The sequence below is a fragment of the Pseudobutyrivibrio ruminis DSM 9787 genome (genome assembly GCF_900218035.1).
In the GTDB taxonomy this organism is placed as follows: domain Bacteria; phylum Bacillota; class Clostridia; order Lachnospirales; family Lachnospiraceae; genus Pseudobutyrivibrio; species Pseudobutyrivibrio ruminis.
The window spans coordinates 1-26235 of the sequence record NZ_OBMR01000007.1 but is presented as its reverse complement, the minus strand read 5'-3'; the positions used below and the strand labels follow the sequence as shown (position 1 = coordinate 26235).

The following is a 26235-nucleotide window of genomic DNA, read 5'->3' as shown; positions in this document are numbered from 1 at the left end:
GTATGGCTACAAGAATTTATACAGATGATTTTGAATCAAAGGTACTTGAAAGTGACGTGCCAGTTGTAGTGGATTTTTATTCTGATTCATGCATTACATGCAAAAAGTTGGCTCCAACTCTTTGTGATATTGAAGAGGAGTACGAGGGCAAGCTTAATGTATTTAAGGTCAATACTAACTATGATACAAAGCTTGTTGAAGAGTATGAAATTAAGGCGAATCCTACACTTATTCTTTTTAAAGAGGGAAAGGCTGTTGGAAAACAGATAGGCCCAAGAGAGTATGATGAGCTAGTTGAATGGTTAGAAGACTATATTTAATTTATTGGAGGATAATGAAATGACAATCACAGTTGCAGGCGAAAAGAAAGAATATAAGGATGGTTTGACATTACCAGAGCTTATTGAAATTGAGGATGTGGAAACTCCACAGTATGTTACAGTCTCAATCAATGATGAGTTTGTTCCAACAGAAGAGAAAGAGTCTACTATTCTTAAAGAAGGTGATTCAGTTGAGTTTCTTTACTTCATGGGAGGTGGCTGTTAATGGCAATGACAGATGAACAGATTGAACGCTACAGCCGCCATATTATTCTTAAAGAAGTAGGTGCAAAGGGACAGAAAAAACTTTTAAATGCCAGTGTTCTAATTATCGGGGCAGGTGGTCTGGGTGCACCAGCAGCAATGTATCTTGCAGCAGCAGGTGTAGGTAAAATTGGTATCGTAGATGCGGATGAAGTTGATTTATCAAATCTTCAGCGTCAGATTATCCATAGTACTGCAGATATTGGTAAGCCAAAGGTAAAATCTGCAAAAGAAACAATGAATGCTATGAATCCTGATGTTGAAGTGAAGACTTATCATAAGTTTGTGGATTCAACAAATATTCGAGAACTAATTCGTGAATACGATTTTGTTATTGATGGCACAGACAATTTCCCTGCAAAGTTTCTTATAAATGATGCATGTGTCATGGAAAAGAAACCATTTAGTCATGCAGGCATCATTCGCTTTAAGGGGCAGCTTATGACCTATGTTCCAGGGGAAGGTCCTTGCTACAGATGTGTCTTTAAAAATCCACCTCCAAAGGATGCAGTACCAACCTGCAAACAGGCAGGAGTTATTGGTGCAATGGGCGGCGTGATTGGCTCGCTTCAGGCAATGGAAGCAATCAAATATATTGTTGGCGTTGGTGATTTATTAACAGGAAAGCTTCTAACATACGATGCTGTAAACCAGGACTTCAGAAAGATTAAGCTTCCACATGATACAAGCAAATGTCCTGTTTGTGGTGCTAATCCAACAATTACAGAGCTTATTGATTACGAGCAGGAAGTATGCGAAGAAACAGCTGGTAGATTTGAGGTTAAAAATGAAAATAATTAGACTGAATTATCGTATTTACGATGAGTTGGTAGAATATGCAAAAAATCATTTGCCAGAGGAAGCTTGTGGTTTGATTGCAGGTAAAGAAACAGATGGCGGATTTACTATAGAAAAGGTATACTACTTAGAGAACATTGACCACGCAAATGATCATTTTACACTTGATCCTAAGGATCAAATGACTGCAATCAAGGATATGAGAACACTTGGATTAAAGCCTCTAGGCAATTGGCATTCTCATCCAGAATCGCCATCTAGACCTTCTTTGGAAGATATAAAGTTGGCCTACGATTCAAAGGCTAGCTATATGATTCTTTCTTTAATGGCAAACAATCCTGTTTTGAACAGTTTTCATATTGAGGATGGGCAAGTAAGTAAAGAGGATTTGCGAATCTATTCAGAGGAATACTATTACTAGGATTAATTGATGAAAATTAGAATTGGAACTCGTGGCTCAAAGCTAGCTTTAGCCCAGGCGAATTACGTATTAGAAAAGTTAAAAGAAAGATTTCCTGAAAATGACTATGAATTAGTAGTAATCCAAACAACAGGAGATTTGGATCAAAATAGACCCTTGGATGCATTGGGCTCCAAGGGAATTTTTACTGATGAGATTGAAAAGGCACTTTTATCTGGAGAGATTCAGCTTGCGGTTCATTCTATGAAGGATATGCCAGATACGTTAAAGGATGGTCTTATCTTTGCAGACCCTTGGGACAGGGAGGATGCTAGAGATGTGTTGGTTCTCAATGACGCAGAATCATTGGAGGACCTACCAAAAGGAGCCAATATTGCAACAGGTAGCAAGCGACGCTCGTATCAGCTTCTTGCACTTAGGCCGGATATCAATATTTTCCCAATAAGAGGAAATATAGACACTAGAATTAGAAAGCTCAGAGAGGGACTTCCTGACGGAACAAAGCTTGATGGAATTGTGCTTGCGGCAGCAGGATTAAAACGTTTAGGTTTGGAATCGGAAATATCTCAGTACATTAATATTTCAGATATGATTCCGGCTCCGGCACAAGGCACATTAGCTATTGAGCTAAAAGCAGATAATGAAGAGCTTTTAAAGATGGTTAACTCTTTCTCGGATGAAGTAATACGAAATATCACATATTTGGAGCGAGGATTTCTAAAGAAAATAGGTGGCGATTGCCATTTACCAATTGGAGCATATGCTAGTGTTACAGACACAGGCTATGAGCTTAGGGCTTTGTTTGGAACAGAGGATGGAAGCAAAATGGCAACGACACTTGTGTCAGGAGAAAAAGCCACAGAAGAATTGATTGATAAGGCTGTAAGAGATATAAAAAGACAGCTGGAGGAATAGAATGTCAGAACTAAACAAAGTAGTTTTAGTTGGAGCAGGTCCAGGTGAGTGGGGCCTGCTCACTTTAAAAGGAGCAGAATACTTAAAAAGAGCAGACTGTGTTATTTACGACAGACTTTTAAATAAAAAGTTCCTAGAAATGACGCCTGATGGATGTGAGAAGATTTTTGTTGGAAAAGAAAATCATAATCACACAATGAAGCAGGAGAATATAAATGAGCTTTTATATGAGAAATCTAAAGAGTATAACCTTGTTGTTCGCCTAAAAGGTGGTGACAGTTATGTTTTTGGAAGAGGAGGAGAAGAAGCTTTATACCTTTTAGAGAGAGGTGTAGATGTTGAGGTGGTTTCTGGTGTAACGTCACCTATAGCAGCTCTTTCTGCAGCAGGCATTCCAATTACACATAGAGGATTGGCAAAAGGCTTTCAGGTTATAACGGCTCACAGTAGAAAAGATGAGGCTGCGGATATTGATTACAGTCAACTCCTTGAGGAGGATGTTACCCTTGTGTTTCTAATGGGATTGTCCCATGTGGGAGAGATTGCAAGAGGGCTTATCAAAGCCGGCCGTTCTCCAAAGACTCCAGCGGCAGTTATTTCTAATGCTACCACTAATAAGCAAAAGAAATGTGTTGGAACGCTAGCTGATATATCGGATTTGGTTGAAAAGGCTAATCTTGTTTCCCCATCTATAATTGTGGTGGGAGATGTGGTTGCTATGTCAGATAGACTGTCTTTATTTGAAAAGCGCCCATTATTTGGCAAAAGGTATTTTCTCCCAAAGATTATAGGATTTAATTACGGTTTCGGTGAGAAGTTTTCGTATGAGAAAACTAACAAGTTGGAAGAGCAGCTGATACAATTAGGCGCTGAAGTTTACACTGTTGATAGTGGAAAGATTGTCCCATTAGAAATTGATCTTGGTTTCTTAGAATTAACTCGGCCAAATGATTACATTGTGTTTACCAGTGCAAATGGTGTAAAGGCTTTCTTTTATAATTTATATGAGGTTTGCAAAAAAGACATCAGAAGTATTGGTCCTGTTAAGATAGCTGCCATAGGAGCAAAAACTGCGTCGGCTCTAGAATCTTTTGGGGTGAGAGTAGATGTGATATCAGAAGCACAAAATGGCAAAGATTTGGCTCTGAAAATTAGCGAAAAGATTGTAAGTGGTGGCAAAGTATACTGGCTGTGCGCTTCAAACATGTCAGAGGATTTCGAGACAAATCTTGATAATAAAATTCCATTAAACAAGATTCCTGTATATAAAAACGAAAAGCTTGAAGTCTCTATTACTGATAGCGACTTAGAAGAAATATCATCCTATGATGGTGCAGTGTTTACAAGTGCAAGTAATGCATTGTTTGGAGCTGAGATTTTAGGAGATAAAATGCCATCGCAGATTTTTGCCATCGGAAATGCTTGTAAAAGAGCAATATCAGACAGGTATGACAACATCTCGGCAGCAGAGATTTCTTCCTATGAAGGACTACTTGATTTGATAAAAAATTATACTATTAGCACTCATTGTATATGAGTGCTAATTTTTTATTGACTTTGATTTTTCGTGGTATTATCATACTCATTAGTGAATAAGTGCAGTAACTAACAAGCTATAATATTTCTTAAGCGAAGCATTCTTCTGCTGAGCGTAGAAATCATTATGCTTGTTAGTGTAACTGCACGTAGGTTAACAAAGGAGTGATTAAAATGGGTAACAAAAAAGGTAGTTTATCAATTACAAGTGAAAATATTTTTCCAGTGATCAAAAAGTGGCTATACTCAGATCACGACATTTTTTATAGAGAGCTTATTTCAAACGGATGTGATGCTATCACAAAGCTTAAAAAGCTTGATATGATGGGGGAGTACTCACTTCCTCTTGATTATAAGGCAAAGATTCAGGTTATCGTAAGCCCTGAGGACAAGACACTTACATTCATTGATAATGGTCTTGGTATGACAGCTGATGAAGTAGATGAGTATATCAATCAAATTGCTTTCTCTGGCGCTACAGATTTCCTTGAGAAATATAAGGACAAGGCTGATTCAGATCAGATTATTGGTCACTTTGGTCTTGGATTCTATTCTGCATTTATGGTAGCAGATGAAGTACACATCGATACACTTTCATACAAGGATGGTGCTACAGCAGTTCATTGGGAATGCGATGGCGGCACAGAATTCGAAATGGGCGATGGTGATTGGGACCAGGTAGGTACTAAAATCACATTATTCTTAAACGAAGATTGCCTCGAGTTTGCTAATGAATACAGAGCTCGTGAAGTCATCGAAAAGTACTGTTCATTCATGCCTACAGAGATTTTCCTTTCAAAGAAGGATGCTCCAGAAGAGTATGAGACAATCGATGCAGCTGACAAGCTCGATACAGATAAAGTTATTGAAGAAATCCATGAGGATGCTAAATTCGAAGAGAAGGAAAAGGAAGACGGCACCAAGGAGCAGGTAGAGGTTTCTCCTGCTAAGGACAAGCTTAAGATTGTTAAGCGTCCAGTAGCATTAAATGAGACTCAGCCACTTTGGACCAAGTCTCCATCAGAGTGCACAGAAGAAGAGTATAAGGCATTCTATCGTGATGTATTCCACGACTACAAGGAGCCACTTTTCTGGATTCACCTCAACATGGATTATCCATTTAACCTTAAGGGTATTTTATACTTCCCTAAGATTAACACTGAGTATGATTCAATCGAAGGTACAATCAAGCTCTACAACAATCAGGTATTCATCGCTGATAACATCAAAGAAGTTATTCCTGAGTTCTTAATGCTTTTAAAGGGTGTTATTGATTGTCCAGACCTTCCACTTAACGTATCACGTTCTGCACTTCAGAATGATGGATTCGTTACAAAGATTTCTGAGTACATTACTAAAAAGGTTGCTGACAAGCTTACTGGTATGTGCAAAACAGAAAAAGAATCTTATGAGAAATATTGGGATGATATTGCTCCATTCATCAAGTTTGGCTGCTTAAAGGACAACAAGTTCTGCGATAAGATGAACGACTACATCCTCTTCAAGGATATCAATGATAAATACATCACTCTTCCAGAGCTACTTGTTAAGGAAGAGGAAAAAGCCACTGATGAAAATGGCGAAAAGGTAGAAGCAGAAGTTGTTGATGAAACAAAGGATGCTGATGATAATAAAGAGCCAGAGGATACAAGAAAGACTGTTTACTATGTAACAGATGTTGCACAGCAGGGCCAGTATATCAATATGTTCAAAGAGCAGGGTATGAATGCTGTAATCCTTGATCATGCAATAGATACTTCATTTATTACTCAGCTTGAGCAGAGAAATGAGAACTACAAGTTCTGCAGAATCGATGCTGATGTTACAGATTCTATGGTTGAGGAAACATCTGAGGACGAGCTTAAGTCTGAAACAGAGACACTTACAGATGTATTTAGAAAAGCTTTAGGCAACGAAGGCCTTGAAGTAAAGGTTGAAAAGTTCAAGAACAAGAATCTTTCTTCTATGATTACAGTATCAGAAGAGAGCCGTCGTATGCAGGATATGATGAAAATGTACGCTATGGGCGGCATGGATATGAGCATGTTTGGTTCAGCTTCTGAGACACTTGTACTTAATGCAAACAATGATTTAGTTAAGTACATTCTTAATAACAAGGATTCTGAGAATGTTCCTACATTTGCAGCTCAGCTTTATGATTTAGCAAAGATTGCAAATGCACCACTTTCACCAGAAGCTATGACAGAGTTTGTTGCAAGATCCAATAAGATCATGATGTTATTAACAAAATAGTAGATGCAAAACTTGCATAGATTTATAACGGTAGGCGTATAAGCCTGCCGTTTTTTAAATATTGTAAAATATATTTAAAATTATCACGCAACTTATCCGCATTTGTGTGTAAATTGTGAATAAATCATTGAAAAAATGTGTCAACTTAGTTATTATTAATCTAACACACACAATGCTATGGGGGATAGTTATGGCTTCAACTAGTACAAAAAAATGGTGGAAAAATGCTATAGTTTATCAGATATATCCACGCTCATTTTGTGACAGTAATGGCGATGGTATTGGGGATATTCCGGGCATTATTTCTAAATTACATTATCTAAAAGAATTGGGTATAGACGCCATTTGGCTTAGCCCAGTTTATCGCAGTCCAGGCTATGACAATGGTTATGACATTTCAGATTACAAGGACATCAATCCCGAATTTGGCACAATGGAAGATATGGAAAGGCTCATTAGTCGCGCCAAGAGACTAGGGATTAAGATAATAATGGATTTGGTTATCAATCATACTTCTGATGAGCACGAATGGTTTCAAAAGGCTTTGGCAGGAGATGATAAATATAGAAACTACTATTATTTTAGAGAGGGCGTAGGAAGCGGCTATCCAAACAACTGGGGCTCTTTCTTTGGTGGTCGAGCATGGTCAAAAACTGAAAAGGGTGATTATTACTTACATCTTTTTAGCAAAAAACAACCTGATTTGAATTGGCAAAATCCTGAAGTATTTGATGAAATCACAGATATTATGCGCTTTTGGCTAGACAAAGGGGTAGCTGGATTTAGATGTGATGTAATAAATATTATATATAAAGAATCTTTGGAGAATGGCAAAAAACGTTTTGCTTTAACAGGTAAGGAACACTATCTAAACACTGATGGATGCCATGAATTGTTAAAGCGTTTCAACGATGAGGTGTGGAGTAAATATAAGACCTTTATCGTAGGAGAAACGGTTTTTGTAACACCTGATGATGCCAAGCTTTTAAGTGATGAAAATCGTAAAGAGCTTGATGCAGTGTTCTTCTTTGAACACATGGATGTTGATAATTACGGAATAAAATGGTTTAAAAAGGGATTTAAACCAAGCAGACTTATTAAAATCTTGGATAAGTGGCAGACTGCATTGGAGGTCCCAGCCAATTATTTGGAAAACCATGATCAGATTCGTTCTGTTAATCATTTTGGTAACGTGGGTAAATACTGGGAAAAAAGTGCGAAACTATTATGTGGTTTAAATCTTAGCTTGCGGGGTGTTCCTTTTATATACGAGGGTGAGGAAATCGGCATGACAAATGGTGATTTTAAAGGCCTCAGAGAGCTTAAAGATATAGAATCCTACAACATAAATCAGTCATTGAAAAAGATGTTGTTGGTGCATTCTATCCGCCGCAAATTGATTCTTCAAACCACTAGGGATAATGCTAGAACACCAGTGCAGTGGGATGCCAGCGATAATGCAGGCTTTACCACAGGCACACCTTGGCTAAAAATAAATGCTAATAAATCATTTATTAATGTTGAGACAGAGCTTAGAGATGATAATAGCATCTTAAACTTCTATAAGAGTATGATTGAATTCCGAAAGAATTCAGAAGCGCTCCAGGATGGGAATTATAGAAGAGTAGCATCTCCAAGTGATGTGTACATTTTTACTAGAGAATCTACACATGAAAGATTATACATTTATTGCAACCTTACCAACTTTAACAAGGCTGTAGAATTCTATGGGGATAATATAGCATTTAGTAATTATGAAGAATCAGAGAGAGAAAACTTCTTCTTAAAGCCATATGAATTTAGAGTAGTAGTTTCGAATATATAAGATTAATAAAAGCCAGCTCATATGAGCTGGCTTTTGCTATATTACTCAGCCTTAGCCAAGTTTTTATTTGCTGTAGAAAGCATAAGCTTAATACGGTTGAGCTGGTTAACCTCAGATGCACCTGGATCGTAGTCGATAGCAACGATATTTGCTTCTGGGTGCTCGTGACGAATACGTTTAATTACACCCTTACCAACTACGTGGTTTGGCAAGCATCCGAAAGGCTGGATACAAACGATGTTGCTTGCGCCTGTTTCAATAAGCTCAAGCATTTCACCTGTAAGGAACCATCCTTCACCAGTCTGGTTACCGATTGATACGATTTCCTTTGCGTTTGCTGCAGTATCAGTAATGTATGCTGGAGCAGTAAATCTCTTAGACTTGTTAAATTCATCTCTGGCAGCACTTCTGAGCCACTCAAAGAACTTGATTCCCATGTTGCAATAGAACTTAGTCTTGCGGCTTGCACCAAGGTTTTCTTCCTTAAAGTTTGCATTGTAGAAACTGTAAAGAAGGAAGTCTGTAAGATCTGGAACAACAGCTTCGGCACCTTCCTGCTCAAGTAATTCAGCAAGCTGATTGTTAGCTGCTGGAAGGAACTTAACAAGGATTTCTCCTACGATACCAACACGTGGCTTCTTAAGACCTTCGATGATAGGAAGATTATCGAAATCACGAATCATTTCGCGACACATTCTCTTAAACTTGCCATGAGAGAGTATCTTTGTGTTAGATACAAACTCTACAACCTTCTTTCTCCACTTATCGTGAAGCTCGTTTGTTGAGCCAGGAACTGCTTCATAAGGACGTACTCTATAAACACAACGAAGTAGGATATCGCCAAAAGTAAGAGCGTAAAGTCCGTGCTGGATAAGGCTTGGTGTAAGCTTGAATCCAGGGTTTGGCTCGAATCCGTTAAGGTTTAATGAAATAACTGGTACATCAGGATATCCTGCCTTTGCAAGAGCTCTACGGATAAATCCGATGTAGTTTGATGCACGACATCCACCACCTGTCTGAGAGATGAGAAGAGCTGTACGGCTCATATCAAACTCACCTGTATCAATAGCAGCCATAAGCTGACCGATTACCATAAGTGAAGGATAGCAAGCATCGTTGTTTACGTATTTAAGACCTACATCAACACATGTACGTGTTGGGATGTTTGGAATTACAAGATTATATCCAGCTGCATTGAATGCAGGCTCAATCAAATCAAAATGGATTGGCGACATCTGTGGGCAGAGGATTGTGTAATTCTTCTTCATTTCCTCCGTAAATACGATACGGTTATAGTTTGCAGGTACGATTTCACGTTCCTGTTTTTTCTTTTTCTTTACACGAAGTGCAGCGAGAAGAGAACGAACTCTGATACGTGCGGCACCAAGGTTGTTAACCTCATCAATCTTAAGGCAAGTGTAAATCTTGCCAGACTGAGTAAGAATATCAGCTACCTGATCAGTTGTAACGGCATCAAGACCACAACCAAATGAGTTGAGCTGGATTAAATCAAGATTATCATGCTTCTTTACAAAGTTCGCAGCTGAGTACATACGTGAGTGGAACATCCACTGGTCCATAACGATAAGAGGACGCTCAACCTCACCAAGGTTTGAAATAGAATCCTCAGTAAGTACTGCAATGCCATAGCTGTTGATAAGCTCTGGAATACCGTGGTTAATCTCTGGGTCTACGTGGTATGGACGTCCTGCAAGAACGATACCATGCTTTCCTGTCTCTTCTAGATACTTAAGAACTTCCTGTCCCTTTGCATACATATCATTTCTGAAATGCTCCTGCTCAAGCCATGCAGCATGTGCAGCGGCCTTTACTTCGCTAGCTGAGATATCAAACTCTTCCTTGAATACCTTTTCAAGCTGAGTTGTAAGAATCTCTTCTGAAGAGAATGCCATAAATGGATTTAAGAAACGAACCTTTCCGGTTGTGATTTCATCCACGTTGTTCTTAATATTTTCAGCATAAGATGTAACGATAGGGCAGTTGTAGTGGTTGTTAGAATCAGGGAACTCATTTCTCTCGTATGGAATACAAGGATAGTAAATGAAGTCCACATTGCCTTCGTTGATAAGCCATTGAACATGACCGTGTGCCATCTTTGCTGGGTAGCACTCTGACTCTGATGGGATTGACTCGATACCCATTTCGTAAACCTTACGGTTTGAACGAGGAGAGAGAACTACTCTGAACTTCAGAGCCTTGAAGAATGTAGCCCAGAATGGGTAATTCTCATATAGGTTAAGGACACGTGGAATACCAACTGTACCTCGAGTTGCCTCTTCCTCTGAAAGTGGCTCGTAATCAAATAATCTGTTGTATTTATATTCGTAAAGGTTAGGGATGTTCTCTTTATTCTTAACACCGCCTGCACCCTTTTCACATCTGTTACCTGTGATGAATGAACGTCCGCCTGAGAATCTATTGATTGTAAGTAAGCAGTGGTTCACACAACCCTGGCAACGAGTAAGCTTTGTATCAAATGTAAGATTGTTAATCTCATCAATGCCAAGTGTAGTTGTAGTAGGATTTTCTTCGTAACGTTCCTTGGCGATAAGGGCACAACCAAAGGCACCCATGATACCTGCAATATCAGGACGAACTACATTTACACCTGCAACCTTTTCAAGGGAACGAAGAACAGCATCATTGTAGAATGTACCACCCTGAACAACGATGTTCTTACCAAGTTCTGAAGCATCAGAAAGCTTGATAACCTTGAAGAGCGCGTTCTTTATAACTGAGTAAGCAAGACCTGAAGAAATATCTGCAACCGAAGCTCCTTCCTTCTGTGCCTGCTTTACCTTTGAATTCATAAATACGGTACAACGTGTACCAAGGTCGATTGGGTTGAGAGCAAAGAGAGCTTCCTCTGCAAAATCCTGAACTGTGAAATCAAGTGACTTTGCAAAAGTCTCGATGAAAGAACCACAACCAGAAGAACATGCCTCGTTAAGCTGTACGCTATCAACTACGCCATTCTTGATACGGATGCATTTCATATCCTGTCCACCAATATCAAGGATGCAGTCTACCTCTGGATTGAAGAAGGCAGCAGCATAGTAGTGGGCAATTGTCTCTACTTCGCCATCATCAAGCTGTAAAGCAGCCTTGAGTAATGCTTCACCATAACCTGTAGAGCATGAGTGTACGATATGTGTATCCTCAGGCATGATAGAGTAAATCTCTTTTAAGGCTTTAAGTGAAGTAGCAAGTGGGCTACCGTTATTGCTTGAGTAGAATGAGTAAAGAAGTGTGCCGTCATCACCTACAACAGCAAGCTTTGTAGTTGTTGAACCAGCATCAATACCAAGGTAAACATTTCCGTGGTAGTTAGCTAAATCGCCCTTCTTAACCTCAGCCTTAGCGTGTCTGTCCTTGAAGGCTCTGAAATCGTCCTCGCCCTCAAATAAAGGCTCTAGTCTGGCAACCTCAAAGTCCATCTTTATTCCCTGTGAAAGCTTATCGATAAGCTCGTCCATAGGTACGTTCTGATCTTCCTTTGAGTTAAGTGCAGAACCAATAGCAGCAAAAAGATGTGAGTTATCAAGCAATATGGCATGCTCATCATCTAATTTAAGTGTACGAATAAATGCTTCCCTAAGTTGATCCAAGAAGTGAAGAGGACCACCAAGGAATGCAACGTGACCACGAATTGGCTTACCACATGCAAGACCTGAGATAGTCTGATTAACTACTGCCTGGAAAATAGAAGCAGATAAGTCTTCCTTTGAAGCACCTTCATTAATAAGTGGCTGAATATCTGTTTTTGCAAAAACGCCGCAACGTGCAGCGATTGGATAGATAGCTTTGTAGTCCTTAGCATATGTATTAAGGCCTGTAGCATCTGTCTGAAGCAAAGAAGCCATCTGATCGATGAAAGAACCTGTACCACCAGCACAGATACCATTCATACGTTGCTCAACATTACCATTTTCAAAATAAATGATTTTAGCATCCTCGCCACCAAGCTCGATTGCTACATCTGTCTGTGGAGCATAGTGAGTGAGGGAAGTAGAAACAGCTATAACTTCCTGTACAAATTCAACACCAAGGTGCTTAGCAAGAGTAAGTCCGCCTGAGCCAGTAATCATTGGACGAACTTGAATCTGACCAAGCTTAGACTTGGCTTGAGTTAATAAATCAGTGAGAGTTTGCTGAATGTTAGCAAAGTGTCTCTGATAATCAGAAAATAAAAGATTGTTATCATCGTCAAGCACCGCAATTTTAACTGTTGTGGAACCTATATCGATGCCTAATTTGAATAATTTGTTTTCCATATAATAATAATTCTTTCTTATTAATATAATATTTTTGCAACATTACGTATTATAAATGTAGATAAGCAAATATACAATAAACAAAATCTTAAAAATGTTATTTGATTAAAAGACAATTATATTTTATACAATCAAAAATTTATAAAAATTTTTCTTTACAAATGAATAATGCTGTTGTAATATTTCAGAGTAATTGAGCGTATTTTTTTTAGGAAAGTTTTTTCCAAAAAAAAAACGCTTTTTTTATTTTGGAGGGAGCATGTCAAATCTATCAGTAGAAGATATCATCGATTTCGTTGAAGAAAACGACGTAAAATTTATACGTCTAGCCTTTTGTGACCTATACGGTACACAAAAAAACATATCAATAATGCCACAGGAGTTGAGACACGCCTTTGAAGAAGGCGTGAATTTCGACTCCTTTCTTATTTTAGGCTATCATGATGGAGATAGTCAGGATTTATTCCTTAAACCAGATCCTGATACACTTCATATCTTACCTTGGCGTCCACAGTCAGGACGCGTTGTTCGAATGTATTGTGATGTTGTGCTTGCAGATGGCACACCATTTACTTACGATTATCGCAATTTCTTAAAAGAAACCCTAAATGAATGTGAGAAGGAAGGCTTTAGCACACGCATGGGCCTTAAATCCGAGTTTTACCTGTTCAAGACAGATGAAGATGGAAATCCTACAAATGAACCGTTTGATAATGGTGGATATCTTGATGTTGCACCAAGCGATAAAGGTGAAAACATTCGTAGAGAAATATGTCTTACTCTTGAGGAAATGGGAATCATTCCACAGACTTCTCATCACGAGAGAGGACCAGGTCAAAATGAGATAGATTTCATGTCTGCTGATGTGCTTACAACAGCTGACAATCTTGTGACTTATAAAAATGTAGTTGAAAACATAGCTGCCAGAAATGGTGTTTATGCATCATTTGATCCACTTCCACTAGCGGATGCTCCTGGAAATGGACTTCACATTAAAATGGCCAACTACAAAGGTAATGTAAATCTTCAAACAGCTGATGAGGATTTCTCCGAAGGCTTTATGGCAGGAATTCTCAATAGAATGAGAGATATTACTTTATTCCTTAATTGTAGAAGAGATTCTTATAACAGATTTGGAATGGCTGAGGCGCCTAAGTATATTACATGGTCTTCGCAAAACAACTCTAGATTATTCAGAGTTCCTGAAATTAATGGCAAGAGAGATCATTTTATACTTCGTTCTCCAGATTCTTGTATCAATCCATATTTAGCAAGTGCAATTATTTTACAGGCCGGTCTTGCAGGAATCAAAAATAAGGAAAAGCTTCCACCTGCATTAGAAGTCAATTCTAGATTTTTAACAGAAGATAGATCCGCATATTTGGAAATGCTACCACTTTCCATTGAGGAAGCTATTGAGTGTGCTGAAAATAGTGAGTTTATCACTAAGTCATCTTTCAGCGATGTCGCTCAGCGATATATTGACATCATAAAATCTTATATTTAATTTGGAGAGGTTTTATGGAAAGGGCATTGATTGTCTGCAACAACGAAAAAGGAACTCTGTTTTACAAATCCTTTCTTAAAGAGAATGGAATTGTAGATGTGGTTGCAACTGACAATGGACCTCGGGCAAAAAGGGCTATTTTGGACTACGATTTTGATATATGTATTATCAATGGTCCTATAGATAATAGTTCTGGGGAAGACTTAGCAATTGATATTGCTGAAAAAAATAATTGCCAGGTTATATTGTTTGTTAAAGCAGAATTTATTGACGAAGTTGCAGAACACGTTGAAGATTATGGAATTATAACAGTTTCAAAGCCTATAAATAAGCAATTATTTTGGCAGGCATTGAAACTTGCCAGAGTTGCGCAGAGACGTATTAGCATGGCTCATAAGGAAAGTGCAAAACTGGAACAAAAGTTAGAGGATATGAAAATCATATCTAGGGCAAAGCTGCTTCTGATTGTTAATAGTGACGTTTCTGAAGAGGAAGCCCATAAAATTATAGAGAAACAGGCAATGGACATGAGAAAATCTCGTGTCGAAATTGCTAAAGATATTATAAAGAAATACGAAGGAGTTTAAGATGACAAAGCATGTATTTGTTACAGGTGGTGTAGTATCAGGTTTAGGAAAAGGTATTACAGCAGCGTCATTAGGACGTTTATTAAAAATGAGAGGCTATAAGGTTGCTTCACAAAAACTTGATCCTTATATGAATGTTGATCCAGGCACAATGAGCCCATATCAGCATGGTGAGGTTTTCGTTACAGATGATGGAGCGGAGACAGATCTTGATCTTGGACATTATGAGCGCTTTATTGATGAAAGCCTTAACAAATATTCAAATCTTACTTCAGGAAAAGTATATTGGAATGTCCTTAATCGCGAGCGTAAAGGCGAGTATTTAGGCCAGACTGTTCAGGTTATTCCACACATTACTGAGGAAATTAAGAGATTTATCTACATGGGTGCAGAAACATCTGATTGTGATGTTTTGATTACAGAAATCGGTGGAACAACAGGCGATATAGAGTCACAGCCTTTCCTTGAGGCTATCCGCCAGGTATCTCTTGAAAAAGGACGTGAAAACTGCTTATTTATTCATGTAACTTTAGTTCCATGGCTTTCAGGCTCAGAAGAACATAAATCAAAGCCAACACAGCATTCAGTTAAGGAACTACAGTCTCTTGGTATTTCGCCAAATATTATTGTTTGCCGTGTTGATCATCCACTTGAGCAGTCTATTAAGGATAAGATTTCTCTATTCTGCAATGTAAAGAAGGACTGTGTAATTGAGAATGATACCCTTGATTGCTTATATGAAGCACCACTTATGATGCACAAGTATGGCCTTGATGATGTGGTATGTCGTGAACTTGGTTTAGAAAATCCTTCTCCAGAGATTGAAGAATGGGAAAAAATGGTAGATAATATAAAAGGCTTGAAGAAGGTGACAAAAATTGCTATTGTTGGTAAGTACGTTGCACTTCATGATGCTTATTTATCAGTTCGCGAAGCATTATACCACGGCGGATATGCAAACAGTGCTCACGTTGAAATCGAATGGGTTGATTCTGAAACAATCACAAAAGACAATGTAAAAGATGTTTTAGGTGGTGTTGATGGAATTCTTGTACCAGGAGGATTTGGCGATAGAGGAGTAGAAGGAAAGATAGCTGCTTGCCAGTTCGCACGTGAAAATGATATTCCTTATCTTGGCATTTGCTTAGGTATGCAGGTTGCTGCAATTGAGTTTGCAAGAAATGTTTGCGGTCTTGAGGATGCCAATTCTCGTGAGTTTAATAGCACAGGAAAGAATTGCGTAATCGACCTTATGGAAGAGCAGATGGCTGTTCTTAGAAAGGGCGGAACAATGCGCCTTGGAGCATATCCTTGTGCAGTTCAAAAAAATACTAAATTATATGAAGCATATGGTTCAGAAAATATTTCTGAGCGCCATAGACATAGATTCGAGTTTAATAATCAATACCGTGAGCTTATGATAGAAAAAGGTCTCACAATTTCAGGTACTTCACCTAATGATGAAGTTGTTGAAGCAATTGAAGTTTCAGCAAACAAATTCCATGTAGGTGTACAATTCCATCCTGAGTTTAAGAGCCGTCCAAATAAGCCACATCCATTGTTTGCTGCGTTTATAAAAGCAAGCTTGAAGTAGTTCCCTATAAATTTTTTATATAAAGGAGAAAAAAATGTTAGAGAAAAGATTTAAACTCAAAGAGAACAACACTTCTGTAAGGACAGAAATCATCGCTGGTCTCACCACATTCATGACAATGGCTTATATCATTGCCTTGAATCCAAACCTTCTTACTGGTTACGGTGAAGGCGGTCAGGCACTTTGGAATGGTGTATTCCTTGCCACATGTATTTCATCAGCTGTTGCAATGTTTGTTATGGCTTTCCTTGCAAATAAGCCTTTCTGTCTTGCTCCAGGTATGGGACTTAACTCATTCATGGCTATTGTAATCGGCAACCTTGTTGCTATGACTGGTATGGGATATGTAGAGTCATTCCAGGCAATGCTTTGCATCATTCTTATCGAAGGTATTGTATTCTTTATCCTTTCACTTCTCAATATTCGTGAAAAGATTGTAGATGCAATTCCACTTGGCATTCGTCTTGGTATTTCACCAGCTATTGGACTTATGCTTCTTAACATTGGTTTTGGTTCAAATGTTTACATTGCAGATTCAAACTTCAATCAGTATTTTGCAATGAAAGATTTCTTCGGAGCTCTTACAGCTTCATACGCTAAGCAGACAATGACAGATGCTTATCCAGTAATGGTTCTTTCTGTTATTACAATGTTTGTTGGTTTGTTTATTATTGTAGTTCTTGCATCAAAGGGCGTTAAGGCTTCAGTTATTATTGGTATGCTTGCTGCATCAGTAATTTACTGGATTGGCGATTTCTTCGTACTTGGCCAGAATCCTTTTGCATCACTTGCAACAGCATCATTTGTTCCTGCATTTGGTGATATGGCTACAACAACACTCTTTAAGTTTAATTTTGCTGGTCTAACTCAGATGGGGTGGTTTACAGCAGTAACACTTGTTATCACATTCTGTATCATTGATATGTTCGATACAATTGGAACATTAGTAGGTACAGCTTCTCGTGCAGGTATGGTTGATAGAGAAGGCAATATGCCAAACATGAAGGAAGCTCTTCTTTCAGATTCTATCGGAACACTTTTCGGTGCTTGCACAGGTACATCAACAGTTACAACATTTATCGAGTCAGCTTCAGGTGTTGAGGCAGGAGGACGTACAGGTCTTACAGCACTTACATGCGGTATTGCTTTCCTTCTTTGCATTTTCCTTGCACCAATCGCAGCAATCATTCCAGCAGCTGCAACATCAGCAGCACTCATCTATGTTGGTGTTCTTATGATGACAGGTCTTAAGAAGGTAAACTTTGATGACCTTTCAGTATGTGTACCAGTTACTATTATGCTTATTGCTATGCCTATTTCAGGTTCAATTGGACATGGCATTGGTCTTGCAATGATTTCTTACACAGTAATCAAGGTATTCACAGGCAAGGCAAAGGAAGTATCTGCTCTTACATATGTAATCTCAGTACTTTTCCTTATCAAGTTCTTCTTAGCAGTATAAGAATAATATAGACATTCAAAAGCTAGCTCTAATTACAGAGCTAGCTTTTTTTATTGAAAGTGAATATCTGAGTTTCTATTGACTAACTATAGGGAGTGTGGAGTATTATGTAAATAGATTTTGCACAATTGAAAGGAGAGGACTAATGGCAAATATATTTGGGGATAATACTAAGAAACTCGGTTTTGGTTTAATGCGTTTACCAAGATTAGATCCAAATAAAGAGGATTCAATTGATGTAGAGACTCTTAAAAAGATGGTTGATACCTTTATTGAAAGAGGATTTACATATTTTGATACTGCTTGGATGTATTGCGGATTTAAGTCTGAAAATGCCACAAAAGAAGCATTGGTAGATAGATATCCTAGAGATAAATTTACTCTTGCTGACAAACTTCATGCTGGATTCTTCAATAAGGCAGAAGAGATGGATGAAATTTTCAACAAGCAATTGGAAAAGACTGGTGTTTCATATTTTGATTATTACCTTATCCACGATGTAGGAGAGGGACATTATAAAAAATACACAGAGCTTGGCAGTTTTGAATGGCTAGCTAAGAAAAAAGAAGCAGGCCTCGTTAAGCATATGGGATTCTCTTATCATGACAGAGCTGAGCTTTTGGACAGAATTCTCACAGAGCATCCAGAGGTTGAATTTGTCCAGCTTCAGATAAACTACCTTGATTGGGAAAGCGAAGCTATTCAATCAAGAAAATGCTACGAGGTTTGTGTAAAGCATAATAAGCCAGTAGTTGTTATGGAGCCGGTCAAAGGCGGTACTTTGGCAAATGTACCTGATGCAGTAACGGATTTGTTTAAGAATTACGATGCAAATGCTTCAATTCCATCATGGGCTATTCGTTTTGCAGCGTCTCTTCCAAATGTAAAGATGGTTCTTTCTGGAATGGGAAGTGAGCAGATGCTTCTTGATAACACAGGCTATATGGCTGATTTCAAACCTCTATCAGAGGAAGAACAAAAGCTTGTTGCTATGGCAAGAGATATTATTAACGGTGCTATTGCAATTCCATGTACAGCTTGTGCCTATTGCGTAGATGGTTGCCCTATGAATATCCCTATTCCTAAGTATTTCTCATTGTATAATGCTGAAAAACAGGAATCAAAGGATAAAGGTTTCACCATCCAACGCGAATACTATGAGCGTCTTACTGCCAACTTTGGTAAGGCTAGCGATTGCATCAAATGTGGTAAATGTGAGCATATTTGCCCACAGCATCTTCCTATAAGAAAGAATCTAGAACTAGTAGCTGAAATGTTTGAAAATTAGAAGTCCATAAATATGTACATACCTTCTGATATTATCTTATACATAAGATGATTCAGGAGGTATTTTTTATGAAAAAGAAACTTGATAAAGAATTAATTGTATCACTGGCAGCTATTTCGTTTATTGTTGCAGTTGGCATTATTTTCTTCTTATTATTTATATTTGATATCCACATTTCTAGTAGTAATGCAGGTGGAGTAATAGGCTCATTCTCAGGGCTTTCTAGCTCAATATGGCTCTTTTTACTTTGCAGAAATTGTTGACTATGTATTGGGGGTTACCTATAATTAAAGTATCTATATATAGTGTATTTATATTAGCGAAAAAGGCTTTTTCACCGATATGATGTACACTGGGATTTTAAGGAAGGTAATTGATTATGAATAAATTGTTTAAAAGAGCAGTTAGCTTTGCAGCTATAGCTGTAATGGTTTTTGCGTTTAATATTGTTGCAATGGCACAGGGAACTACCACTATTAATGTTTCTAAAAGTTCTGCATCAGTTGGCGATTCTATTACAGTTTCTATAACCGCCACAGAAAGCGGCACAATCACTGTTAAGTACACAGCTAGCATGCTTTCTCTTTCTAGTTGCAGTGTTTCAGGTTACACATCAGAGGGCAATGCAGTTTCTTTCTCTGGAAAGCAAGGAGATATTGTTTTTTCAGCGGCCGCAGAAGGAACAGCTTCTATCATAGTTTCTTCATCAGCTAATTCAGGTAGCAGTACAACACTTACTATCGGTGGTTCTTCAAGTTCTTCTGCTAGCGCTTCTACTGAAACCAAAACAGAAGAAACAGCTACACCGGAAGAGACAGTAGAAGAGACTGCTGATAATGCTGATACTGCAGAAGAAACAACAGAGGAAGCTCCGGCTACAACTACAGCTGCCAGCGGTGTTGGTACTTTGAACGCAGATGGTGGTTTTGATATTGACGGTGTATCTTATGTGCTTTCAGAACGTTTCTCTGACTCTGATATGCCAGCAGGCTTTTCAAAAACTACTGTCACAATCGGTTCAAGCACATATAGCGAGCCAACAAATGGTAGCCTTACATTACTTTATTTAAAGCCAGCTGATAACACTTCAGGTTCAGGTGTTTTCTATCTTTATAATGCAGAAGCAGGCACTGTTTCACCTTTCTTAATGCTTGGAACAGCAGATAGCTATGTTATTGTTAGCGACAATGGTTCAGCTCCTACATCTGCATTTACTGCTACTACACTTGATGTAAATGGTGGTACAGCTACTGCATATACAATAGATGGAGCAGAGTTTTTCTATGTTTACGGTACAAACCAGGATGGTGCTTCTGGTTGGTTTGTATACGACAGCACTTATAAGACTGTTTCGCGAGTAGATGAATCAGCACTTTCTGCATCATCTACTACAGATACTACAGAAGAGGTAGTGGAAACAGAGACATCTACCGACAATAATTTATATGTAGAAAAACTTAACTTATATCGCAAAATCATTATGGGACTTATAGTTCTTTGCGTTGTACTGTTATTTATTATTATTAACAAAGCTATTAGAGGTCATGGTGATGACGATGATTTCAACGGTGATGTATTTGCCAAGGCACCTACAAAATCTTCTCGTAGATTGCCTCGTTCTATAGTTTTTGGCGGAAAAGACCGTGGCGAAGACGATGGCGATGACGAAGAAGATGATGATGATGAGTACGATGACGACGAAGAGTACTATGACGACGATGACGAAGAGTACGATGATTTTGATGAAGACGATGAGGATGATGACAGAGATTTCTCTAAATCTAGATTCGAGTCAGAATCATATGAAGCTCGAAGAGCATCTAGTCTTAATATGATGGATTTAAACGACCTATAAAAGGAGCAAAAATATGGAATATTCAAGACAAGCAAAACGTGCAATTACAGGGGCATCAAAGCTTTCAAAGTCATTGCAGCATAGCTATGTTGGTACTGAGCATCTCCTTATTTCTATTATTGAGCAGGAGAACTCACTTGCTGCCAAGGTTTTGAATTCTAATGGTGTAGATAAAGCTGCGTTACTTAAGCTTGTGGAGGAGCTTATTTCTCCAGGTGGTGAGATAGCTATTCAGGAAAGAGATGGTTACACACCTAAAATGGAACAATTATTAGAGCATGCTAGTGAAGAAGCAGCTAAATGCAACTCTAAGACTATAGGAACAGAGCATCTCTTATTAGCGATGATTCGTATGCAAGATTGCTCTGGCGCACGTCTGCTCAATTCACTGGATATCAACCCACACAAACTATTCTCTGAATTAGTTGCTGGTATGGGCGCAGAGGGAGTTGTTTACAAGGAGGAGATGCAGGCTATTAACAGTGGCCGTTCTCGCAAAAATGAAGCATCTTATTTAGATCAGTTTTCTAGAGATTTAACAGAGCTTGCTGAAGAAGGAGAACTGGATCCTATTGTCGGTAGAGATTCAGAGATTCAACGTGTAATTCAAATATTATCTAGGCGAGGAAAGAATAATCCTTGTCTTATTGGTGAGCCTGGCGTTGGTAAAACTGCCATTGTTGAGGGCTTGGCAGAAAGAATTGTTGACGGTAACGTTCCTGATTCTGTAAAGGATTTAAGGGTACTTTCCCTTGATTTGTCAGGAATGGTTGCTGGTTCAAAATACCGTGGCGAATTCGAAGAAAGAATAAAAAAGGTTATTGCGGAAGTTATTGAAGAGGGCAATATCCTTTTATTCATAGACGAGATTCATACATTAATTGGGGCTGGTGGAGCTGAAGGAGCTATTGATGCATCTAATATTTTAAAACCAGCTATGGCTCGTGGTGAAATTCAAATTCTTGGAGCTACTACTATTAATGAATATCGTAAATACGTAGAAAAAGATGCTGCATTAGAAAGACGTTTCCAACCTGTTATGGTAGAAGAGCCTTCTACAGAGGAAACAATTGACATTCTTAAAGGTGTAAGACACTTATATGAAGAGCACCATGGGATTACAATTCCGGACGAAGCTGTTGAGGCATGCGTACACCTTTCAGAACGCTATATAGCAGATAGATTCTTGCCAGATAAAGCAATTGATTTGATGGATGAAGCAGCTGCTGCTATTAAGCTTAATGACGTAAAGAAAATTACAAAAGATGACAGTTTAGATAAACAAATTGAACAGCTTTCTGAAGACATGGAGAACGCTATTATTAATGGCGATATTGCTCTTGCTAGTTCAATTAAAAAAGAAAAAGATGAGCTTATCTTAAAGAAGGAAGCGGAGCAAAAGAAGCTTAACAGACGCTCTAAGTCAAAGCCTGTTGTTCTTACAGAAAATGATGTTGCAAAGGTTGTGGCATTATGGACAAAGATTCCTGTTTCTAAATTAACAGAACAGGAGTCAGTTCGACTTCGTAAAATCGAAAGCATTTTACATAAGCGCGTCGTTGGTCAAGAAGAGGCTGTTTCTGCTGTCGCTAGAGCAGTTCGTAGAGGTAGAGTGGGACTTAAAGAAAAGGGCAGACCAATTGGTTCGTTCTTATTCCTTGGTCCAACAGGTGTTGGTAAAACAGAAATTTCAAAAGCCTTGGCAGAGGCTGTATTTGGCAACGAATCATCTATGATCAGAGTTGATATGAGTGAATATATGGAGAAGCATTCAGTCTCAAAGATGATTGGATCACCTCCAGGCTATGTTGGCTATGAGGAAGGCGGCCAGCTATCAGAAAAGGTTCGTCGCAATCCGTATTCAGTAATCCTTTTTGATGAGATTGAAAAGGCACATCCTGATGTATTCAATGTTCTTTTACAGATTTTGGATGATGGCCATGTTACAGATTCTCAGGGACGAAAGGTAGACTTTAAGAATACTATTATTATCATGACAAGTAATGCTGGCGCACAGGCAATTATAGAGCCTAAAAAGCTTGGTTTTGCATCAAAAGAGGACGCTAGCAAAGACTACGAGTTTATGAAGAATGGCGTAATGGAAGAGGTAAAGAGAATCTTTAAGCCAGAATTCTTAAATCGTATTGATGAAACGATTGTATTTAGAGCCCTTACAAAGGATGATATGAAAGAAATTGCTGGATTGCAGGTTAAACAATTTATTGTTAGATGCAAAGAGCAGATGGATATTACAGTTACAATTCCAGCGTCAGTTAAGACCTGGATTGTAGATAAAGCATTTGATCCTAAATATGGCGCTCGTCCAATTCGTAGAAAGATACAGACGGCTCTTGAAGATGTAATGGCAGAGGATATTTTAGCAGGCAAAATAAAGCCATCTGATTCAGTAAAAGCAAAGGTTAAAAAAGACGTAGTGGTTTTTGAAAAATGCTAATAATAATTTGTGGGTCTTGTTGTTAAAATGATATTCCTTTGTTATAATCAGAATAAGACAATCTGCAGGTAAGCAGTGGCTACAGGAGGAATAAAAATGGCTGTGATTAGTGAGTTGATTCGCAGTGAAGCAGACGGAACTATCAGCTTTGGGGATTATACATTAGCTGATAAGAAGAAGCTCGAAGACTACAAGCACGACGGAGATTTGTACAAGGTTAAGACATTTTCAGATATCACTAAGTTAGAACGTAATGGGATGTTTGTTTATGAATCTGTACCTGGTACAGCTGTAGAAAAGTTCAATTGTACTTCTGATTCTGTTTCGTTTACAGTTGAGGGCAAAGAAGATGCAATGATTACTTTAGAGCTTGAACCAGAGACTAGCTATGATATTACTGTTAATGGCGCAAGTGCAGGTCAGATGAAGACCAATCTTGGCGGCAAGCTTAATCTTTCAGTTGAGCTTGATCCAGGAGTTGCAGTAACAGTTCAGGTTAGTAGAGTTTAATACCGTAATTTAAACTATTATCTTCCCACAAATAAATGTGGGAAGATTTTTTTATTTATAGAAGGAGATATATTATGGCAAATAAAAAGGTTTCAGTATTCTTCTGCCAGGAATGTGGGAATGAAACATCAAAGTGGGCTGGAAAATGCCCGTCATGTGGTGCGTGGAATTCATTAGTGGAAGAGGTCATAGATAAGACATCTGTTAAAAGTAGAGCGAAAGTATCGGATGTTAAGCCTACAAAGATTATCGATGTTACTGCCTCTAATGAGCAGAGAATATCTACAAATATCGAGGAGTTTAACCGCGTATTAGGCGGTGGAATTGTTCCTGGTTCTATGGTTTTAGTTGGAGGCGATCCTGGTATTGGAAAGTCGACACTTTTGCTTCAGACATGTCAAAAGCTCTGTTTGTCTGGTGTAAATGTCATGTATGTTTCTGGTGAGGAATCATTGCAGCAAATAAAAATAAGGGCAGATAGAATTGGCAAGTTTAACGATAAGCTGGATTTATTATGCGAAACAAATCTAGATACTATAAAAGCTGTAGTGGAAAGAGAGATGCCAACTGTTCTTATCATAGATTCTATTCAAACAATGTTTAACGAAGCAGTGGGTTCGGCTCCAGGCTCAGTTTCACAGGTTAGAGAATCGACTAGCGTCTTAATGGAGATAGCCAAAGGAAAAGGAATAGCTGTCTTCATAGTCGGACATGTTACAAAAGAGGGTACTGTTGCAGGACCTAGAGTTCTTGAACATATGGTAGATACTGTTTTGTATTTTGAAGGAGATAGACACGCATCTTACAGAATACTTCGTGGAGTTAAGAATAGATTTGGGTCTACCAATGAAATAGGCGTTTTTGAAATGAGGGACACCGGCTTAGAACAGGTAAAGAATCCTTCTGCTGTCATGCTAGATGGAAGACCGGAAAATGCTACTGGTTCTATAGTTACATGCTCAATGGAGGGGACAAGACCAATTCTTGTGGAAATACAGTCATTAGTCAGCAAAACTGCTTTTGAAATTCCTAGAAGAATGGCCACAGGATGCGATTACAATAGAGTAAATCTGTTGGTTGCAGTACTTGAAAGAATGAGAGATGCTAAGGCTAACAGATCATGTGGTATATTCTTAGGAAGATCTGACGTTTATGTAAATATAGCTGGTGGAATTAGAATTAATGAACCTGCAATCGATTTAGCTATAGCACTTGCTATATATTCTAGTGAAAAGGATATACCTGTTGACGAAGGAACGATAGTATTTGGTGAGATAGGTTTGTCAGGCGAAGTTAGATCTGTGTCAATGGCAAATCAGCGAGTTAACGAAGCTAAGAAGCTTGGATTTAAGAGGGTAATAATGCCTATGTCAAATATACCTTCTGTGAAAAATATTGATGGGATTATAGTCGTTGGCGTATCAAATATAAAAGAAGCAGTTGATGCTATATCTCGATAATGAAGATGCTTATATGACCTATATATGGGCGTCAAAATAGAATTGATAAAATAATTGGTACAATTCGCACAATTGCGAGCGTTAGAGTTAAATAGATTTACTTTAAAAAAACACAGAAATTCTGTTGACACGCCCTATTTTAGGTGATATTATAATCGAGCACTGAGGGAAACGAAGTGCTGAACGAAATAAGGAATTGAAAGAATTGTATATACAATTTTGATTTCCTGAAAAGTTCACAAAATAAATAAAAAAGTTGTTGACAAGTAGAGGACATCGTGATAATATAAACGAGTTGCTGCTGAAGGCAACGACAAAGCGAAGATTGATAACTGAACAGTGAAACAAACCTTGAATTAATACAAGTTTTTTTGGTAACAAGCAAGCTTGTTACTTACACAACTTTCACTTCGTGAAAATTGTGACTTAAACATGTATCCTTGAAATTCATTTAGTTTCTAAGACGAAACAAAAACCTTTATTAAGGGGATATTAATTTCAAAACTTGATTTTGAAATTAATATTCTAGTAAGAATCTTTGATTCTTACATTTACAGTAAACAAGTCAGTTTTATACTGATTCGGAATTAAACTTTTTAACATGAGAGTTTGATCCTGGCTCAGGATGAACGCTGGCGGCGTGCTTAACACATGCAAGTCGAACGAAGCAACTTATCACGATTCCTTCGGGGTGACGATTTGTTGACTGAGTGGCGGACGGGTGAGTAACGCGTGGGTAACCTACCTTGTACAGGGGGACAACAGTTGGAAACGACTGCTAATACCGCATAAGCGCACAGCTTCGCATGAAGCAGTGTGAAAAGTTTTTCGGTACAAGATGGACCCGCGTCTGATTAGCTAGTTGGTGAGGTAACGGCCCACCAAGGCGA

At 38.4% G+C, this 26235-nt stretch carries 19 protein-coding genes and 1 rRNA gene; 19 read left to right on the top strand and 1 reads right to left on the bottom strand.

What is annotated here, in order from left to right; all coding sequences use genetic code 11:
* The first annotated feature begins 2 nt into the window (after nt 1-2).
* The 8 genes from CRN97_RS07625 to CRN97_RS07590 all read left to right on the top strand — a co-directional run bounded on the left by CRN97_RS07625 (nt 3) and on the right by CRN97_RS07590 (nt 8332).
* Nucleotides 3-320 (top strand): thioredoxin family protein, encoded by a 318-nt coding sequence (locus CRN97_RS07625; protein ID WP_074791349.1) that lies wholly within the window; start codon nt 3-5, stop codon nt 318-320.
* A gap of 19 nt (nt 321-339) precedes the next feature.
* Nucleotides 340-546 (top strand): sulfur carrier protein ThiS, encoded by a 207-nt coding sequence (gene thiS / locus CRN97_RS07620; protein ID WP_074791351.1) that lies wholly within the window; start codon nt 340-342, stop codon nt 544-546.
* Nucleotides 546-1385: a thiazole biosynthesis adenylyltransferase ThiF gene (gene thiF / locus CRN97_RS07615; RefSeq protein ID WP_074791353.1), complete on the top strand. Its 840-nt coding sequence runs from the start codon at nt 546-548 to the stop codon at nt 1383-1385. The genes thiS and thiF overlap by 1 nt, the downstream gene beginning before the upstream one ends.
* Nucleotides 1372-1803 (top strand): M67 family metallopeptidase, encoded by a 432-nt coding sequence (locus tag CRN97_RS07610; protein WP_074791355.1) that lies wholly within the window; start codon nt 1372-1374, stop codon nt 1801-1803. Before thiF ends, CRN97_RS07610 begins: the two co-directional genes overlap by 14 nt.
* A 9-nt stretch (nt 1804-1812) precedes the next feature.
* Nucleotides 1813-2718, top strand: coding sequence for a hydroxymethylbilane synthase (gene hemC / locus CRN97_RS07605; RefSeq protein WP_097076456.1), 906 nt, complete (start codon nt 1813-1815; stop codon nt 2716-2718).
* 1 nt (nt 2719) lies between these two features.
* Nucleotides 2720-4255 (top strand): uroporphyrinogen-III C-methyltransferase, encoded by a 1536-nt coding sequence (gene cobA, locus CRN97_RS07600; protein ID WP_097076455.1) that lies wholly within the window; start codon nt 2720-2722, stop codon nt 4253-4255.
* A gap of 173 nt (nt 4256-4428) precedes the next feature.
* The gene (htpG, locus tag CRN97_RS07595) at nt 4429-6507 is read left to right on the top strand and encodes a molecular chaperone HtpG (protein WP_097076454.1); all 2079 of its coding nucleotides are present in this window, start codon (nt 4429-4431) and stop codon (nt 6505-6507) included.
* Nucleotides 6508-6697: 190 nt separating this feature from the next.
* On the top strand, nt 6698-8332 hold the full coding sequence (locus CRN97_RS07590; protein WP_097076453.1) for an alpha-glucosidase: 1635 nt from the start codon (nt 6698-6700) through the stop codon (nt 8330-8332).
* Nucleotides 8333-8373: 41 nt separating this feature from the next.
* On the opposite strand, the gene CRN97_RS07585 is transcribed toward CRN97_RS07590, so the two are convergent.
* Nucleotides 8374-12627: a 2-hydroxyacyl-CoA dehydratase gene (locus tag CRN97_RS07585; protein ID WP_097076452.1), complete on the bottom strand. Its 4254-nt coding sequence runs from the start codon at nt 12625-12627 to the stop codon at nt 8374-8376.
* Nucleotides 12628-12886: 259 nt separating this feature from the next.
* On the opposite strand from CRN97_RS07585, the gene CRN97_RS07580 reads away from it, so the two are divergent.
* From CRN97_RS07580 to CRN97_RS07530, 11 genes are all read left to right on the top strand, one after another.
* Nucleotides 12887-14134, top strand: a complete 1248-nt coding sequence (locus tag CRN97_RS07580; RefSeq protein WP_097076451.1) for a glutamine synthetase family protein — start codon at nt 12887-12889, stop codon at nt 14132-14134.
* A 14-nt stretch (nt 14135-14148) separates the two neighbouring features.
* Nucleotides 14149-14721, top strand: coding sequence for an ANTAR domain-containing response regulator (locus CRN97_RS07575; RefSeq protein WP_044938010.1), 573 nt, complete (start codon nt 14149-14151; stop codon nt 14719-14721).
* A gap of 1 nt (nt 14722) precedes the next feature.
* Nucleotides 14723-16315, top strand: coding sequence for a CTP synthase (locus CRN97_RS07570; protein WP_097076450.1), 1593 nt, complete (start codon nt 14723-14725; stop codon nt 16313-16315).
* 34 nt (nt 16316-16349) lie between these two features.
* Nucleotides 16350-17777 carry an NCS2 family permease gene (locus CRN97_RS07565; RefSeq protein WP_074791371.1) on the top strand — a complete coding sequence of 476 codons (1428 nt, stop codon included), beginning with the start codon at nt 16350-16352 and terminating at the stop codon, nt 17775-17777.
* A 145-nt stretch (nt 17778-17922) separates the two neighbouring features.
* The gene (locus CRN97_RS07560) at nt 17923-19065 is read left to right on the top strand and encodes an aldo/keto reductase (protein WP_097076449.1); all 1143 of its coding nucleotides are present in this window, start codon (nt 17923-17925) and stop codon (nt 19063-19065) included.
* A gap of 68 nt (nt 19066-19133) precedes the next feature.
* Entirely contained in the window at nt 19134-19328 is a 195-nt protein-coding gene (locus CRN97_RS07555) for a hypothetical protein (RefSeq protein ID WP_044938001.1), read from the top strand.
* 116 nt (nt 19329-19444) lie between these two features.
* On the top strand, nt 19445-20920 hold the full coding sequence (locus CRN97_RS07550; protein ID WP_097076448.1) for a hypothetical protein: 1476 nt from the start codon (nt 19445-19447) through the stop codon (nt 20918-20920).
* A 13-nt stretch (nt 20921-20933) separates the two neighbouring features.
* Complete coding sequence (locus CRN97_RS07545) at nt 20934-23375, top strand: ATP-dependent Clp protease ATP-binding subunit (protein WP_044937996.1); 2442 nt, start codon at nt 20934-20936, stop codon at nt 23373-23375.
* Between the two features lie 96 nt (nt 23376-23471).
* Nucleotides 23472-23885 carry a hypothetical protein gene (locus CRN97_RS07540; RefSeq protein WP_033154424.1) on the top strand — a complete coding sequence of 138 codons (414 nt, stop codon included), beginning with the start codon at nt 23472-23474 and terminating at the stop codon, nt 23883-23885.
* A 74-nt stretch (nt 23886-23959) separates the two neighbouring features.
* Nucleotides 23960-25345: a DNA repair protein RadA gene (radA, locus tag CRN97_RS07535; protein WP_097076447.1), complete on the top strand. Its 1386-nt coding sequence runs from the start codon at nt 23960-23962 to the stop codon at nt 25343-25345.
* Between the two features lie 597 nt (nt 25346-25942).
* Nucleotides 25943-26235: ribosomal RNA gene (locus tag CRN97_RS07530) — 16S ribosomal RNA — on the top strand; the annotation flags it as partial.

Bases quoted from the DNA above. Each gene is read 5' to 3' on its own strand.
- CRN97_RS07565 (WP_074791371.1), top strand. From the start codon at position 16,350: ATGTTAGAGAAAAGATTTAAACTCAAAGAGAACAACACTTCTGTAAGG.
- thiS (WP_074791351.1), top strand. From the start codon at position 340: ATGACAATCACAGTTGCAGGCGAAAAGAAAGAATATAAGGATGGTTTG.
- CRN97_RS07570 (WP_097076450.1), top strand. From the start codon at position 14,723: ATGACAAAGCATGTATTTGTTACAGGTGGTGTAGTATCAGGTTTAGGA.
- CRN97_RS07625 (WP_074791349.1), top strand. From the start codon at position 3: ATGGCTACAAGAATTTATACAGATGATTTTGAATCAAAGGTACTTGAA.
- CRN97_RS07610 (WP_074791355.1), top strand. From the start codon at position 1,372: ATGAAAATAATTAGACTGAATTATCGTATTTACGATGAGTTGGTAGAA.
- thiF (WP_074791353.1), top strand. From the start codon at position 546: ATGGCAATGACAGATGAACAGATTGAACGCTACAGCCGCCATATTATT.
- CRN97_RS07580 (WP_097076451.1), top strand. From the start codon at position 12,887: ATGTCAAATCTATCAGTAGAAGATATCATCGATTTCGTTGAAGAAAAC.
- CRN97_RS07585 (WP_097076452.1), bottom strand. From the start codon at position 12,627: ATGGAAAACAAATTATTCAAATTAGGCATCGATATAGGTTCCACAACA.
- CRN97_RS07545 (WP_044937996.1), top strand. From the start codon at position 20,934: ATGGAATATTCAAGACAAGCAAAACGTGCAATTACAGGGGCATCAAAG.
- CRN97_RS07590 (WP_097076453.1), top strand. From the start codon at position 6,698: ATGGCTTCAACTAGTACAAAAAAATGGTGGAAAAATGCTATAGTTTAT.
- CRN97_RS07550 (WP_097076448.1), top strand. From the start codon at position 19,445: ATGAATAAATTGTTTAAAAGAGCAGTTAGCTTTGCAGCTATAGCTGTA.
- CRN97_RS07575 (WP_044938010.1), top strand. From the start codon at position 14,149: ATGGAAAGGGCATTGATTGTCTGCAACAACGAAAAAGGAACTCTGTTT.
- cobA (WP_097076455.1), top strand. From the start codon at position 2,720: ATGTCAGAACTAAACAAAGTAGTTTTAGTTGGAGCAGGTCCAGGTGAG.
- CRN97_RS07560 (WP_097076449.1), top strand. From the start codon at position 17,923: ATGGCAAATATATTTGGGGATAATACTAAGAAACTCGGTTTTGGTTTA.
- CRN97_RS07540 (WP_033154424.1), top strand. From the start codon at position 23,472: ATGGCTGTGATTAGTGAGTTGATTCGCAGTGAAGCAGACGGAACTATC.
- CRN97_RS07555 (WP_044938001.1), top strand. From the start codon at position 19,134: ATGAAAAAGAAACTTGATAAAGAATTAATTGTATCACTGGCAGCTATT.
- radA (WP_097076447.1), top strand. From the start codon at position 23,960: ATGGCAAATAAAAAGGTTTCAGTATTCTTCTGCCAGGAATGTGGGAAT.
- hemC (WP_097076456.1), top strand. From the start codon at position 1,813: ATGAAAATTAGAATTGGAACTCGTGGCTCAAAGCTAGCTTTAGCCCAG.
- htpG (WP_097076454.1), top strand. From the start codon at position 4,429: ATGGGTAACAAAAAAGGTAGTTTATCAATTACAAGTGAAAATATTTTT.